3 protein-coding genes are annotated in these 13,841 nt (G+C 73.1%); 1 reads left to right on the top strand and 2 read right to left on the bottom strand.

Annotation, left to right across the window (positions count from 1 at the left end; genetic code table 11):
- Positions 1–9 precede the first annotated feature (9 nt).
- Entirely contained in the window at positions 10–828 is an 819-nt protein-coding gene (locus tag K1J57_RS29630; RefSeq protein WP_220561987.1) for an MBL fold metallo-hydrolase, read from the bottom strand.
- Between the two features lie 478 nt (positions 829–1,306).
- Here K1J57_RS29630 and K1J57_RS29625 point away from each other — a divergent pair, with 478 nt between their 5' ends.
- A complete protein-coding gene (locus K1J57_RS29625) occupies positions 1,307–2,104 on the top strand; it encodes a helix-turn-helix transcriptional regulator (RefSeq protein ID WP_255646695.1) in 798 nt (265 codons plus the stop codon).
- 34 nt (positions 2,105–2,138) lie between these two features.
- Here K1J57_RS29625 and K1J57_RS29620 read toward each other — a convergent pair whose 3' ends face one another.
- A complete protein-coding gene (locus K1J57_RS29620; protein WP_220561985.1) occupies positions 2,139–13,604 on the bottom strand; it encodes an ADP-ribosyltransferase in 11,466 nt (3,821 codons plus the stop codon).
- Positions 13,605–13,841: the final 237 nt, after the last annotated feature.

Here is a 13,841-nt window from a genome sequence, read left to right as displayed (position 1 = left end):
CCCCGCGGTTCATGTCGTTCTCCTTTGTGCGAGCCGCTGGAGTTGTCCTGCGTGGATGTCGCCCACCCATTCCCAGCCGGGCTCGGGCGAGTCGATCCGCGGGTCGTCGGGGACACCGCCGTCACGCAGGGCGTGTAGGTACGCGCGGTCCTGTTCGATCCGTGCGTGTACCTGATCGGCCCCGCAGACGGACCCGTGTCCGGGGATGAGGACATCGACGTCGTCCGCCACGTCCTCGAGCCGTCGCAGTCCGACGAGGTAGTCCTCGATCGGGTCACCGGCGCCGTTGAAGTCGTCGAGCATCGGAACGAAGACGTCGGACAGCATGTCGCCGGCCACCAGCACCCCGCGCTCCGCGATCAGCAGCGCCGCATGGCCCGGGGAATGCGCCGGATGCTCGATGATCCGGACTTCGGGGCCGTCCCAGGGGATCCGCACGGTTCCGGCGGGCAGACCGGTGATGAGGCCGTACAGGTCCAGCGGTGTCTCCTCGGCGATCTCCGGCGGCAGCCCCTCGGCGGCGCGGGCCTTCCAGTCCGCTTCCGACCGCACGACCCGCATGGCGGCCGCGCAGCGGGCTGTGCCGTAACGGGGAACGTCGCCGAGGTCGGCGTGCCAGAGCACGTGATCCCAATCAGGGTGCGTGGAGAAGCCCGCCACGACGGGGCGGCCCGTCTCGGACAGGTCGTTCGCAAGGCAGGTCAGTTCGCCGTCGGTGAGCCCGGGGTCGATGAGCAGCACACCCTCCCGGCCTTGCACGACAACGGTGTTGTTCCGGAGCAACTCGCTTCGGTGGATCAGCACACCTTCCGCGACCTGTGTCAGCATGGCGGCCCTGCCCTTCTTCGTGGGTTGATCGAGTCATGCGTGACAGCTCGGTGAGGTCGGTGATCGCCGTCGGCGTGCGCCTGCCGGAGCCCGGCCTGCCGCTCGGGATGAGTTCGGGCTGTTCGTCGCAGATTATCGACGGCCAGAGACAGGAATCCGGCGGCGCGTCGGCCGGAGGCGCGAGGGGCGACGCCTTCAGGAGACGCCGGAGATGATCGCGGGGCCCTCGCCTCGGCCTGTCGGCTACGCGGGGCGGACACGGCCGACCAGAGCATCGGGTTCGGGCCATCTGTGGGAGAGCGTCATCGTGTTCACCATTGCGAGCTCCCAAGATCGAGAAGGCCACGCGTACGGTTAGTCTGGTTGCCTGTTCTATTCGACTGCCATCATCAAATGGCAAGACTCGAACGGGAATGCCATGGAGGAGTCCGCATATCCGGGCAAGAGGACTGACAGTGCTAGAAAAGAGCTCGCCTCCTTGCTGAGGTCCGCTCGGCTGAACAGCGGTCTGGCCGGACAGGAGCTGGCCGACGTTCTGGGCTGGTCGCAGTCGAAGGTCTCCAAGATCGAGAACGGTCGCACTAGGCCCACCACCGATGACGTCAAGGCCTGGGTGGATGCCTGCCGCGTCTCGAAGGATGTGGCGCGGCATAGCTCCGAACTGGCCGAAGCCGTACTGGTGGAGTCCCGCCACTGGAGAGTGGTGCACGCTCGGGGACTCCGTGCCGGCCAGGAGGGAGTCCGGGCGCTGGAGCAGCGCGCCGAGGTCGTTCGTTCCTTCCAGCCCTCCCTGGTGCCCGGTCTGTTGCAGACCGCCGAGTACGCACGGCAGGTGCTCAGCGCCGTCGACCTCTCCGGTCGGCGTGACATCCCCGAGGCCGTCGCGGCGAGGATGCGCAGGCAAGAGGCACTCTACGAACCCGATCGGCGCTTCGAGTTCACGCTCACCGAGGCCGCGCTGCGCTGGCACCCCCACGACGCGGACCTGCTGGCCGCCCAGGTGGACCGTCTGCTCTCGGTCGCCACGCTCACCAACGTCACGCTGCGCGTCCTGCCCCTGTCCTCGTCCTTCGGCCACCTTCAGAGCAATGGGTTTCTGCTGTTCGAGATCCCCGATGATCCCACCGTCATTGTCGAGACCTTCACGCGGGAACTGGTGATCACCGACCCCGAAGAGGTCGGCCAGTACCGTGACATCCACGCGGTCCTCACCGAGCACGCCCTGAACGAGGCCGCCAGTCGTGATCACCTCAGGGAGCTTGCTGCCTCCCTGTGATCCCGGCGGACCCGGGCGGGGCCTGCGGGGGCCGCTATCCGCGCGGTTCCTCCCCGGCCGTGGAATCGGTGTGCTCCGGGCCGCCCGGGGGTGGGGGCGGCGGGGTCAGGGCGTCGGAGAACATGCTGTTCAGCGTTTCCTGGCGCTCCTGGTCGGACTGCGTCGGCGAGGTCCCGGGCGGGCCAACGGGCACGACCGTGGGCGTACCCTCTCCGTCGGCCGGCTCCTCGGTGTCCGCTTCCTCCGCCGTCTCGGTCGGAGGCGGCGCGGTGTGCTCCGGGGGCACGACCTCGGCGTACAGGACGTAGCCGCGGCCCCAGGGTTCGTAGGAGACGATGCGGTAGGTCGTGCCGCGGGCCAGGATGACCTCGCGCTCGTGGGGGTGGAGACTGCGGTCGCCGACCCACAGGCCCCGTGTCCCCGGCGGGAGGACGAGGCGGATGAGGTCGGTAGGTGAGCCCCCGGCGGCGCTGGGGCGGGAGCCCAGGGACGCGGACATGAACCCGGGGCTGGTGAAGGTGCGGCCGATGAGAAGGGCCGGGTTGACGGTGCTGCCGGGAACGAGGTGGTCGAAGCCGTAGATGCCGCGTACCGCCTCGACGCCTTCGGGCAGGGGGGCGTCGGTGGCGTCGTCCAGGTGCTCGATGATGTCGAGGACGTGCTGCGCGTCGGGGTAGAGGCCCTGTCCTCTTTTGTCGGGGAGTGTTTCGGCGATCTCGCCGGCGGGACCGGCGTCGCGGTAGAGGTTCTCCAGGGCGGCCTCGGGGTGGCGGGAGTCGAGGACGTCGCGGACGATCGCCTCCTGTTCGGGGGTGAGGGTGCCGCTGTTGAGGAGTCGGGGAAGGGTGTGCAGGGCCGGCCACCGGCCGTGGTTGGCCTCGTACAACTGCCAGCCGGGGCGGGTTCGGCTCTGTTCGCGGCGGCGGTCGAGTTCGGCCTGGACGGTCGCTTCGTTGAGGGGTTCGAGGCGGGAGAACTGGCTGATCCAGCTGCTGGCGGTGTAGGCGTGCACGTACCGGCGGGTCCGGGGCGGGAGCGCGTCGTGGGTGTTGGGGTTGAAGTCGGGGTTGTGGAGGAGGTTGCCGTATTCCAGAAGGCCCGCCTCGCCGGGGAACCGGCGGATGCCGTCGGTGCCCAGGACCCCCGGCCCCTCGGCCGGTGCGGTCCCCTCGGCCGGGTCCGTGCCGCGCCCGCTCTCGTCCGGCCCGAGGCCCGTCCGGTCGGCGGTGTCCGTGGTCGGTGAGGTGCCGGTCTCGTGGGGGAGGGGGAGAGCCGGGGACTCGGGTGCACGGCTCTCCTCCGATCCGGTGGTCTCCACGGCCGTCGTGGTGGTGTGCGGCTCCGGCGCGGAGAGGGCGGACTCCTCCTCCCCGCCCTCGGTGCGGGTGGTGCCCTCCTCCGAGGCCGTCACCGTGACCTCCGGTTCGAGCGGTGGGAGTTCCCCTTCGGCGGGTTTCGTGGTCCCGGTGCTCTCCGGCTCCGGTTCGGGGTCGGTGACGGCAGGGTCGACCGGCGGGTCCGGCAGAGGGACGTGAACGGGGGTGACCCGGGGGGAGCCGGGCGGGGTGGCGTCGTAGAGGTCGCTCTCGGCGTCACCCTCCTCTGCCTTCTCCGTCTCCCGGGGGCCGTGTTCCTCCTCGTGGCGGGTGAGGGGGTCCTCGGTGGTCTCCGCCGACGGATCGACCACGGTGGTCTCCGCCGGATCCGCGACCGTCTCCTCCGCCGGGGGCACGGTGGCCTCCTCGTCGGGAGTGACCGCGGACTCCTCACCGGGAACCACGGTGGTCTCCTCGCCGGAGGTGTCCACCGGCTTCGTGGACTCCTCCTCGACCGGCGTCTCTGTGGCCTTCTTCGCGGGTTCCTTGACCGGTGTCTCTGTGACCTCCTCCACCGGTTCCTCGACCGGGGTTTCCGTGATCTCCTCTGCGGGTTCTTCGACCGGCGTTTCCGTCGGCTCCTCCACCGGGGGTTCCTCTACCCCCGGCTCCTCCACCGCCGTCTCTGTGACCTCCTCCACCGGTGCCTCCGTCGGCCTCTCCGCCGTCCGCGGGTTGAGCGCGCGCAGGTCGCGCAGGGCGTCGACCATCTCCCGCATCGCCCGGTTCCTGGCCTCCTCCAGTTCGCGGTACCGCTCGTCCCGCTCCTGGTAGTCGATGCGCAGCGTGTCGTCGGCGTGGTCCGGGTCGACCCGGTTCACGAACTCGAACAGCTCCCCGCGCGCCTTGATATAGGCCGCGTCGGCCTTGGCGAAGGCCGCCTCCGCCTCCGCGTACCGGTCGATCTCCGGTGCGCCGGTGTCCAGCCCCCAGGCGCGCGCCCGGTCCTCGTCCACCCACCGCAGCACGGAGGAGTCGCTCTGGCTCCCCACGGGCGGGGTCCCCGGCTCGGCGGTGTTCTCCGCCCACACCAGCCACCGGGCCGGAACCCGCACCAGGAACATCCGCCTGGCCCCCGGCCCCTCGGCCAGCGCCCCCTCGCGCTGGCCGGACGACACCCCGTCCTTGGCCCCGCTCAGGGCCGCGTTGTCGGCGTCGAGGTTCTCCCGGAGGCGGTCCGCCGGGCGCGCGGTCTCCGTGACCTGGCCGCCCAGGCCGGCGTTCTGCGCCCGGTTCTCCGAGGTGTTCTGGGAGCGGCGGGTGCCCTCCTGGTCCGAGTCCCGGGCGCGGCTGTCGCTGCTCACCCCCTCGATCACGGCGCCGTCCGTGTTCAGCAGCGCCCGCGTCTTGACCACCGTGTCGCCGTACTCGGCGAGCACCGCGGCGTCCTGTGTGGCCTCGGGGGTCAGGGACAGCAGCAGCATCTCGTGCCGGCGGACGGTGATCCCGGCGGCCCGCTCCAGGTCCGTGATCCTCCGGTCCAGGAACCGGGCCGCCGCGTCGACCTCGGCGGGGTCCAGGAGGCCCGGGCCGCCCGTGCGCGTCCACCCGGCCAGGAGCGCGGCGTTGACCACCGCCGCGTCGAGCACGCCGCGGCCCTCCCCCTCGATCGCCACGGGCACGGAGTCGAGCCCCGCCGTGCCGTCCTGGTACCCGTGCCCGTCGCGCCCCCGGTGCAGGTCCGCCCAGTCGTCCGGGTACGACTCGGTCCCGGTGTGGTCGAAGTTCGCGGGGGTGTACGGGGTCCCGGTCGGCGCGGAGCCGATGCCGGGGCCGAGCGTCTCCAGGTAGGGGAGCGGGTAGACCGCCTGCGCCTGCCGGTCCAGGACCGACGTGGTGAAGACCTGGTCGCCGATGCGCAGGCTCGCGTCCACCCGGGTCGGCGTCGTGACCACGGCGAAGGGCGTGAACACGACCCGCTCCTGTGTCTCCTCGCGGGTCCGGCTCCGCGAGGAGGAGTCCTCCACCAGCGTCTGCCGCCGGTACGCGGGGGTGCCGCCGGCGCTGATCGCGCCGACCTGCCGGCCCGTGGCGGGGTCCTCGCGGTTGCCGATCGGCGCGAGCAGGTCGATGCCGGCGCCGTGCCCGTACCCCCGGAACGTGGTCTCCTTCTCGGAGGAGGAGGTCGCCTTGATGTTGCGGTCGACGAACTCCATCTTCCCGCCGATCTGCTCCACGCGGGACCCCAGCGGGCGCAGGTCCAGGTCGAGGGTGGCCGTCCGCGACCGGTCCTTGATGCGCGGGGTCCGCTCGGAGGACTCCCACCGGGTGTCCGTCGGGACCACGCGCACCTCGATGCCCGACAGGTGGGTCATCCCGCGGTTGAGGTCCGAGGTGACCGTCTCGATCAGGTCCTCGCGCGAGTGGGTGGTCAGCTCCCAGCCTCCCCGCCGCAGCCGCTGCTCCAGCTCGGAGACGAGGGAGGCGACCTGGACGGGGCGGGAGTCGTAGCCCTTCCCGGCCAGGTCCGGCTTGAGCACCATCTGCCGGTGTGGCCCCTGCGGCGGCGGGTGCGGGCTCTTGTGGACCCGGCCGTCCGGCCCCCAGGTCAGGTGGTCGTCGACGAGCCCCTCCGCGAAGACCCAGAGCGCGGGGACCATCACCTTCTGCGCGTCGCGGACCTGGGACGTCCACGCCGTGTGGTCGCCGGTCCCGGGCGACCGGGGGACGGAGAACAGGAAGTCGAAGTCCTTCTTGTGCTCGGTGGCCTGGAGGACGACCCCGTGGGTGACGAACTCGAAGGTGGAACCGGTGAACTTGACCTCGCGGCGGGTGCGGAAGGACACGGAGGTGGATTCGCCGCGCCCGTGGCCGTGGGGGGTGTACCGCAGCTCCACGCCCGGCTGGGCGATGGGCGCGGAGGAACCGCGCGGGGCCTGTTCGGCGGTCTCCGCGGTGGGCTGGGAGCTGAACACCCCCCGGGCGATCAGGACGGTGCTGAAGATCGAGTCCCGGTTCGTGTCGAACCCGTAGGAGATCTCCTTGACCTGGTTGGGCTCCATCACCGCGAACTCGCGCAGGACCACCGACGCGACGTGGGTGGGCACGTACCAGGTCACCGTGGTCGGCCGGGTCCGCCACGGGGCGATGCCGTCGTCGAGCTGCACCCGGAAGCGGGAGCCGCCGTCCCGCTGGATCCCCGGCGAGGCGGCCAGGGACTGGGGAGAGGTGTGGTTGGCGATGATCGCCGCCGCGCCCTCCCGGGAGGACGCGGCGCGGGAGAACGCCCAGTGGTCGCGGTCCAGGCTCGCGTAGGTGAGTGAGGAGACGGTGATGATCTCGGGTCCCCGGCGCATCAGGGCCGGGTTGAACGCCTGGACGCTGGAGAACAGCCCCGACAGGCGCCGCGCCCGGTCCGTCCGGTCGATCCGCAGCTCCGGTTCGGGGGCGGGGGTGCGGCGGCGGCCGCTCCGGCCGGCCGGGGTGCCGGTGGTCCGCTCCCCGGGCGGTGCCGTCTCCGTCGTCCGCCGGGTCCCGGTCCCCGAGGTCCCCGTGCCCGTGTTCCCCGTGTTCCCCGTGTCCTGGGCCCTCGTGTCCGTGCTCCCCGGGTCCGGGACCCCCCTGCCCGTGTTCCCGGTGTTCGTGTCCCCCGTGCCCGTGTTCCCGGTATTCGTGCTCCCCGGGTCCGGGGCGGTGACGGCCGTGGTGCCCTCGGCCTCCTCGGTGCCCTCCCCGCTCTCGGTGACGGTCTCCGGCCCCTGCCCGGGGGGAGGGGGGAGCAGGCCCAGGTTCTCACTGAGGAACGCCGAGGGGCCGCGGTCGAAGAGCCGTTCCGCCTGGGACGGCGGCAGCCTCCTGGGCGGCTCCGGGGCCTGCGCCGGGGGCGTGTCGAGGGTGAAGCGCTGACCGGTCCGCGGGGTGTGCAGCTCCACCCGGGCCCGCACCGGGTCCGGCACGCCGTCGCCGTCGCCGAAGAGCTGTCGCCCCATCCCCGTCCGGGACGGCGCCTCCCACCGGGAGGAGCGCGGCACCACGGAGTCGTCGGGCCCCATCCACGCCGAGAACTCCACGTCGGCGAACAGCACCCTGCTCCCGCTCTTGTCCTTGACGTTGGTCTCGGAGGCCGCCGAGACCCCGTACTCGCTCTGCTTGCGCGAGCGGAACTCGTTGGCGGCCCGGAAGTACACGCCCCCGGCCCGGGCGGGTGTTCCGAACGAGTCGACGCCGGCGGAGATGCTGCGCAGGGTCACCCCCGTCCGGCCCTCGGCGGTGACCGTCGTGACCTTGTCGGACTTGCGGCCGATGCCCGACGACGCCCCGGTGGTGCTGCCGGTGTGCGAGGAGTCCAGCGGGGTGGTGGCCTCGGAGTAGCCGGTGACCCGGACCCGCGGCCACACCGAGATGTGGTCCGGCACGGTGAACCTGCGCTCGCGCATCTCGTTGCGGAACGGCAGGAACTTCGTCTCCACCAGCTTGATCTCGACCTGGCCGGACAGCCAGGCGTCCCGGTCGGCTCGGAAGGAGGAGGAGTTGACCTGGGCCAGGACCTTCTCGGTGTTCAGCTCGGCGGTCCTGCGGTTGCGCCGGTGGTTCCAGCCCGCGTGCGAGCGGGCGGGCTCGGGGGTGCCGGGGACCGCCAGGTGTGGCAGCACCAGGCCGGGGTACTCCCGGTCGATCTCCGTCAGGAGCCTGTGCGCGAAGTCGCGGAAGAAGGACTGCGGGAGCTCCCCGTCCTCGGCGCGCACCTCCGACCCGTCGGCGTGGGTCACGTCGCGGACCAGCGCGTCGCCGAGGTGGGTCGGACCCCCCTCGCGGTCCAGGAACGGGTCGCCCGTCCGCTCCAGGTCCTCCGTCTCGGGGCGCTCCCCGTCGAGGCGGCGGACGTCGTCGGCGGTGACGGCCTCCAGCGAGGACGCGTCGAAGTACGTGGGCTCTGTGTCCCCGTCGAGCCACACGGCGATCGTCCGCCGGGTCCGGTAGACGGCCGTGTCCGTGCTGTGGAACAGGTGGGCGTCCCACGTGTTGCCCGAACGCCCCCGGCCCTTGGACCACACCTGCTGGAAGCGCGTCTCGAAGTAGGGCGCGTCGACCCGGACCGCGTCGCCCGGGGTCCGGGTCACCACGCCGCCCGACACCGCCACGAAGAAGCCCTTGAGCCGGTTGGCGAGCACCGAGGCGCCGCGGGCGTAGCGGTCGGTGAACTTCATGTTGAAGTCCCTGGGGGTCTCCGGGACCAGCTCCATGGAGGTCGGCGGGGCCCAGATGGTCAGCAGGCGCGTCCCGCCCCCGGCGTCGGGGACGCGCACGGTCCGGGGCTCGTCCGTCATCGTGGGCAGCTGGGTCATGACGATGTCGTCGGCGAACACCTCCAGGACGCCGCGCCGGTCCAGTTCGCGGCGCAGGGCGCGCGACCCCGTCTTGGGGTGGGTCACCACCTTGGGCTCGTCGCTGCCCGGGCGCGGCCGGTGGAGCACCCGGCGGGTGTTGGAGCCCTCCCCGGGGGCCTCGAAGCCCAGACGGTCGGCGACCCAGGAGTTGAGACCGGTGGGCGCCTCGGCCGGCTCGGCGGACCGCGTCCCCCACGGGGGCAGCAGGCCCCGCCACCGCGATCGGCCCCCGCGCGGCGTGCCGGTGCCGGTGCCCTCCCCGGGGGTCTCGGCGCGGCGCGTGATGGACTCGATCGAGATCGGGTGGGAGTTGGCCAGGTAGCCGCCGTACTTCGTGGCGTCCGGTGCCCCGGTCGGCGGGTCGCCCTCGGCCGGGTCTCCCTCGGCCCGGGACCCGTCCCCGGACGCGGTTTCCTCCGTGGCCGTGGCCGGGGGGTGGAAGGGGTCGGTGAACGTGATCCGCGGGGGGAGGTCGTCGCGCCGCTTCAACCCGCCCATGAGGACGAGTTCCACACCGTCGTCGAGCCGGGTCTCGGTCCGGACCGGGCCGAGGTCCATACCGTCGGCCGGGTCGTTCCCGCCCGCCGTCTGCGGCGGGGGCGGCCGGTGCGGGGTCCACTCGGCGGTGAGGGTGCTGCTGTAGGTGGTCCCCTCCCCGGTCATCTCCGTGGTGAGGAGCTGCGTGTGGCCGCCGTCGCCGGACTGCTGCTGGATCGCCGAACCCCCGAAGGCGGAGGCCCGGAAGCCGACGGCCGGCGCGGGGAGCCCGCTGACGCCCAGCAGGTTGGCCTGGAAGGCCACGACCGGGCGGCGCGCGGAGCCGACCAGCCCCGACTCGCCCCGCGACTCCTGGGTCTGCATGTCGTGCAGGCCCTTGTACTTGGCCACCGGGGCGCCGCCCCGGTTCCGGCCGCCCTCGTGCCAGTCGTCGTCGGAACGCAGCCGCAGCGTGAACGCGGTTCCGTCGGCGGAGGTCTCGGTGACCCCGTCGCGGGAGAAGAAGTCGCGGGGGTCGGTGCCGAGCCTCGTGTGCAGGGAGGCGCGCACGTCCGCGGGCAGGTCCGGGCGCGTGTCCAGGACGGCGTCCGGGTCCACGCGGACGCCGTAGGACTCGATCCACCGCGACTCGATCAGGTAGTTGAGCCGCAGCGGGTCCGCGCCCTCCTCCGTGCCGTCCGGTTCCTCGGTCGGGACCTCGGTGCCCACCTCGTCCTCCTCCCCGGGCGGGGGCGGGGGAGGCGGCGGGACCCTGGTGATCTCCTCCTCTTCGGTACGGGTCTCCTCGGTCTCCTCCGTGCGGGTGTCCTCGGCCTCTTCGGTACGGGTCTCCTCGGGCGGGGTGGTCCGGGTGGCCTCGGTGTCCGCGTCCTCGTCCTTCGGCGGCGGGGAGGGGGCCTTGGGGGGCTCCGTGGTCTCCCAGGGGCTCCGCGTGTCCGTGTCCTCCTCGCCCGGCGGCGGTGACGGGGCGCGGTCGTGTTCGTCGGTGAGCGCGGGATCCCGGGTGTCCGCTTCCTCACCCTGCGGCGGAGCCGGGGGTGTGAACGCGGTGTCGGACTCCCCGGGTTCCGGCGTGCTCTCCAGCCGCGGGGGCCGCCCCTCGACGTTCGGGACGGTGAGGGGGCCGCGATCGAGTCCCCCTCCGGTGCCCCCGGCCGTTTCCGCGGCGGGAGCCGACTCGGTGTCGATGGGTATGTACACCGGCTCGTCCGCGAACCGGACCCGCCGCTCGCGGCGGACACCGCTCCGCTCCTGCTCCTTCGCCGTGTCGGAACGGCCGGGGTCGCGGGTCGTGTCCTCGGGGGCGGGGGATACGCCCGACGGGGTCAGCGAGCTGAAGAAGAGGTCCAGGTCCACCCCGCCCCCGCGCCGCTCCGGGGAGCCGGACGCAGCGGACGGCGGCGGGAAGCCCCCCGCGTCGTCCGGGTCCGTGAGGGCGCCCTCCCGGCGGAACGGCCCGTCGCCGGAGGGGGTACCGGGCGGCGTGCCGTTCCTGGTTTCCCCGTTCCCGCTCTCGCCCACGGCCTGGGACGGCTCGGTCCGGTCGCCGAACACCGGGCCGCGTTCGCCCTCGGGGGACGCCGCGGCGGAGTCCCCCCGCGTATCGGAGGACTCCCCGGGAGGCGGGGCGTGCCCGTCGGGGGGCGTGGTCGGCCCCTCCGGGGCCTGGGCGGAGGACTCGTCCCCGCCCTCGGCGGGGGTTTCGACGCTTTCCTCCGGGGCGGCCTCGCGCTGGTTCTCCCGGGTGCCCCCGCCCTCTTCCTCCGGAGCGCTCTCGCGGTGGTCCTCCCGGGTGTTCCTGCCCTCTTCCTCTGGGGCGGTCTCGTGCTGGTTCTCCTGGGGATCCTCGCCCTCTTCCTCCGAAGCGGCCTCGCGCTGGCCTTCCCGGGTGCCCTCTTCCGTGTCCCGGTCGGTGGCGGCGCTGCCGCCCTCCTCCTCGGCGGCCGGGGGAGGGGGCGCGGCGGAGGAGTCGTCCTCCTGTGCGCCGGACTCCGCGGGCACGTCCTCGGGGGCACCGCTCTCGGCTGCGCCGCTCTCAGCGGCCGAACCGCTCTCGCCGGCCGGACCGCCATCGTCCCCTCGGCCGGAGCCGCTCTCCGACCCGCTCCCGGACAGGGCCGTACCCGTGCCCGAGCCGGGCCCGGCACCGGTCGGCCCACGCCCGCTCCCGCCCTCCGGCACGGGTGTGGTCATGTGCCGTGTGTCGGGATCGCCGCTCTCGGTGCGCGGCGACCGGTCCCCTCCGCCCGAACCGGACCCCGACCCCGCCTCCGAAGCGCCCGGCTGGCCGGACCCGGGGGGACCGGCGGGGGCGTTCCCGGTCTCCGACCGTTCCGACCGGCCGGACACCGACGCGCCGTCCCCGTCCTCGTCGTCCGTTCCGTATTCGGATCCGAGGTCGAACGACATGTCGTCGCCGCCCCCGCCCCGCAGGTGCAGGACCGGCCCCTCACCGTCCTCGTCGTCCGACTCGAACCCGTAGTCCGATCCGTACTCGTCGTCCGTTCCGTATTCGGATCCGAGGTCGAACGACATGTCGTCGCCGCCTCCACCCCGCAGGTGCAGGACCGGCCCCTCACCGTTCCCGGACGAGGATCCCGACAACCCGCTCCCTCCGGCTCCCGGCCCCGGAGCGAACGGCCGGTCGCCGGCGTCCTCCCCGTCCGGGCCGAGCCCGCGCGGCCCGGACCCGTCCGGCTCCGGGAGGTCCACCGGGGTGTTGTTGAGATCGCGCAGGTCGTCGAGGGCGTCGATGGCCCTGAGCCCGCCGGTCACGGCCAGGTCGTGCACGACCGAGGTGGCGGCGCCCGCCACCGCCGACATCCCCGACGCCTCCCACTGCTGCTCGGGCGAGAAGAGCAGGTTGGTCAGGCCCTCGCCCATGTAGCCCTCGAACGCGCCCGAGCCCGCGCCGATGCCCAGCGCGGTCAACCGGTCCCGCCACCGGGTCCCGAACTCGGCCACGGTGTCGGCGAAGGCGTTCGGGACGTCGCGGGCGAGGTGGTCCCGGGTGCTCTGCGGCAGCGGCGCGCCGCCCAGCACGTCGTCGAGCGCAGAGGTCGCACCCGGGGTGTTCCACGTCCGCAGCAGGGTCTCCGCGTACTCGCGGCCCAGGGCCCTGGCGGCGTCATCGCCCAGCTCGTTCCCGAAGTGGCGGGCGAACACGTTCCCCGCCCCGTCGATGAAGCGCTCTCCGTGCCCGATGCCGCTGCTCGCGGTGTTGGGCCGCTGCGCGGGCCCGGTGAACTCGTTGGAGTTGCGGGCGAACAGGGTCACCAGGTCCCGGTTGAACTCCGGCGTGATGCTCCCCGGCGGCCAGGTCACCGTGGGGCCGTCCTGTCCCGCCCCGTCGCGCCCGGGCCCCTCGCCCGGCGGTGGCCCCGGGGGGTCGTTCGGCGGCCCGGGCGGGCCTCCCGCGTCGTCGCGGACGTTCGGCGGTCCCGACGGGCCGGAGCCCGCGCCGTCCGGGACGGTCTCGGGGACGTCCCGCAGCGGCGGGTCCGGGGTCGGCTCCGGGCCCCGGCCGACGGGCCCGGGCGGCGGCTCGGGGACGATGTCGCGGACCGGCGGCGGAACGGGGGGATCGGGGAGGTTGTTCCCGAAGAGGTCCGCCAGCTGCCTGCTGAGGAACAGGTCGGCGCCCATGGACAGGCCCGCGCTGAGCAGCCCCTCCACGAACGCGCCCGCGGCGGCCATCCGGGTGAGCTCCTTGTCCCACTCGTCCCGGTTGCCCTGGTCCATCTGGATGCGCTGGATGAGCAGGTCCATGGTGGTGCCGAACAGCTGGGCCACGAACAGGTGGCTCAGCAGGTTCCACACCAGCCAGTTGAGGATGCGCCGAATCGCCTGGCTGCGGATGAACCTGAACATCGAGATCCACGCGAGCGACGCCCCGAACGTGAACTTCGCCATCGCGATCGCCCAGGCGATCTCCAGCGCCAGCTGGACGAGCTGGCCGATGATCATCCACTTGGCGTACTCGACCTGGTTGGCGGACTCCTTGGCGTACGCCCGGATCTCCCCGGCCAGTTTCGCGGCCTCGCCGACGTAGTCCCGTTGTCCCGCGGTGAACTGGGCGAGGGAGTTCTCGAAGTACTCGGTGGTGCGCCCGTCGAAGGTCGACCGCACCTTGCGGCGCAGCACCACGATCAGCTCGGGCAGCTCGGTCGCCAGGATGTACTCGACCGTGGCGTACATGTCGGAGACGTCCCGCAACCTGTCCTCGTCCACGTTCGGCCACTCGGTGCCGGTGAGGCCGTAGAAGAGGTCGGCCAGTCCGTCGGGGATCTCCATCCCCATGCGCGTCCCCGCCCCCGATCCGTTCCGCCGCCGGTCGCCCGCCGCCGGGAGCCGCGGGGCCCGGCGGACGCGACGATCCTAGGGCGGGACGGAGCCCCGGAACGGGCCCCGTGCGGTCCTTCCCGGAGTGTTCGCCCGGCCGTCACCGGGCGCGCACCCGGCGCTGACCGGACGGCCGCGAACCCCTGGGGGACGGGTCATCCGGGCGCGGCGGACCGCCGCGCGCCGTGCCGGTGT

Source organism: Nocardiopsis sp. MT53, assembly GCF_019598965.1.
Classification (GTDB): domain Bacteria; phylum Actinomycetota; class Actinomycetes; order Streptosporangiales; family Streptosporangiaceae; genus Nocardiopsis; species Nocardiopsis changdeensis.
This window is presented reverse-complemented; position numbering and strand designations above follow the sequence as displayed.

What these genes read in the sequence shown, in the direction of transcription:
- K1J57_RS29630 (WP_220561987.1), bottom strand. Translation starts at nt 828, where the DNA reads ATGCTGACACAGGTCGCGGAAGGTGTGCTGATCCACCGAAGCGAGTTG.
- K1J57_RS29620 (WP_220561985.1), bottom strand. Translation starts at nt 13,604, where the DNA reads ATGGGGATGGAGATCCCCGACGGACTGGCCGACCTCTTCTACGGCCTC.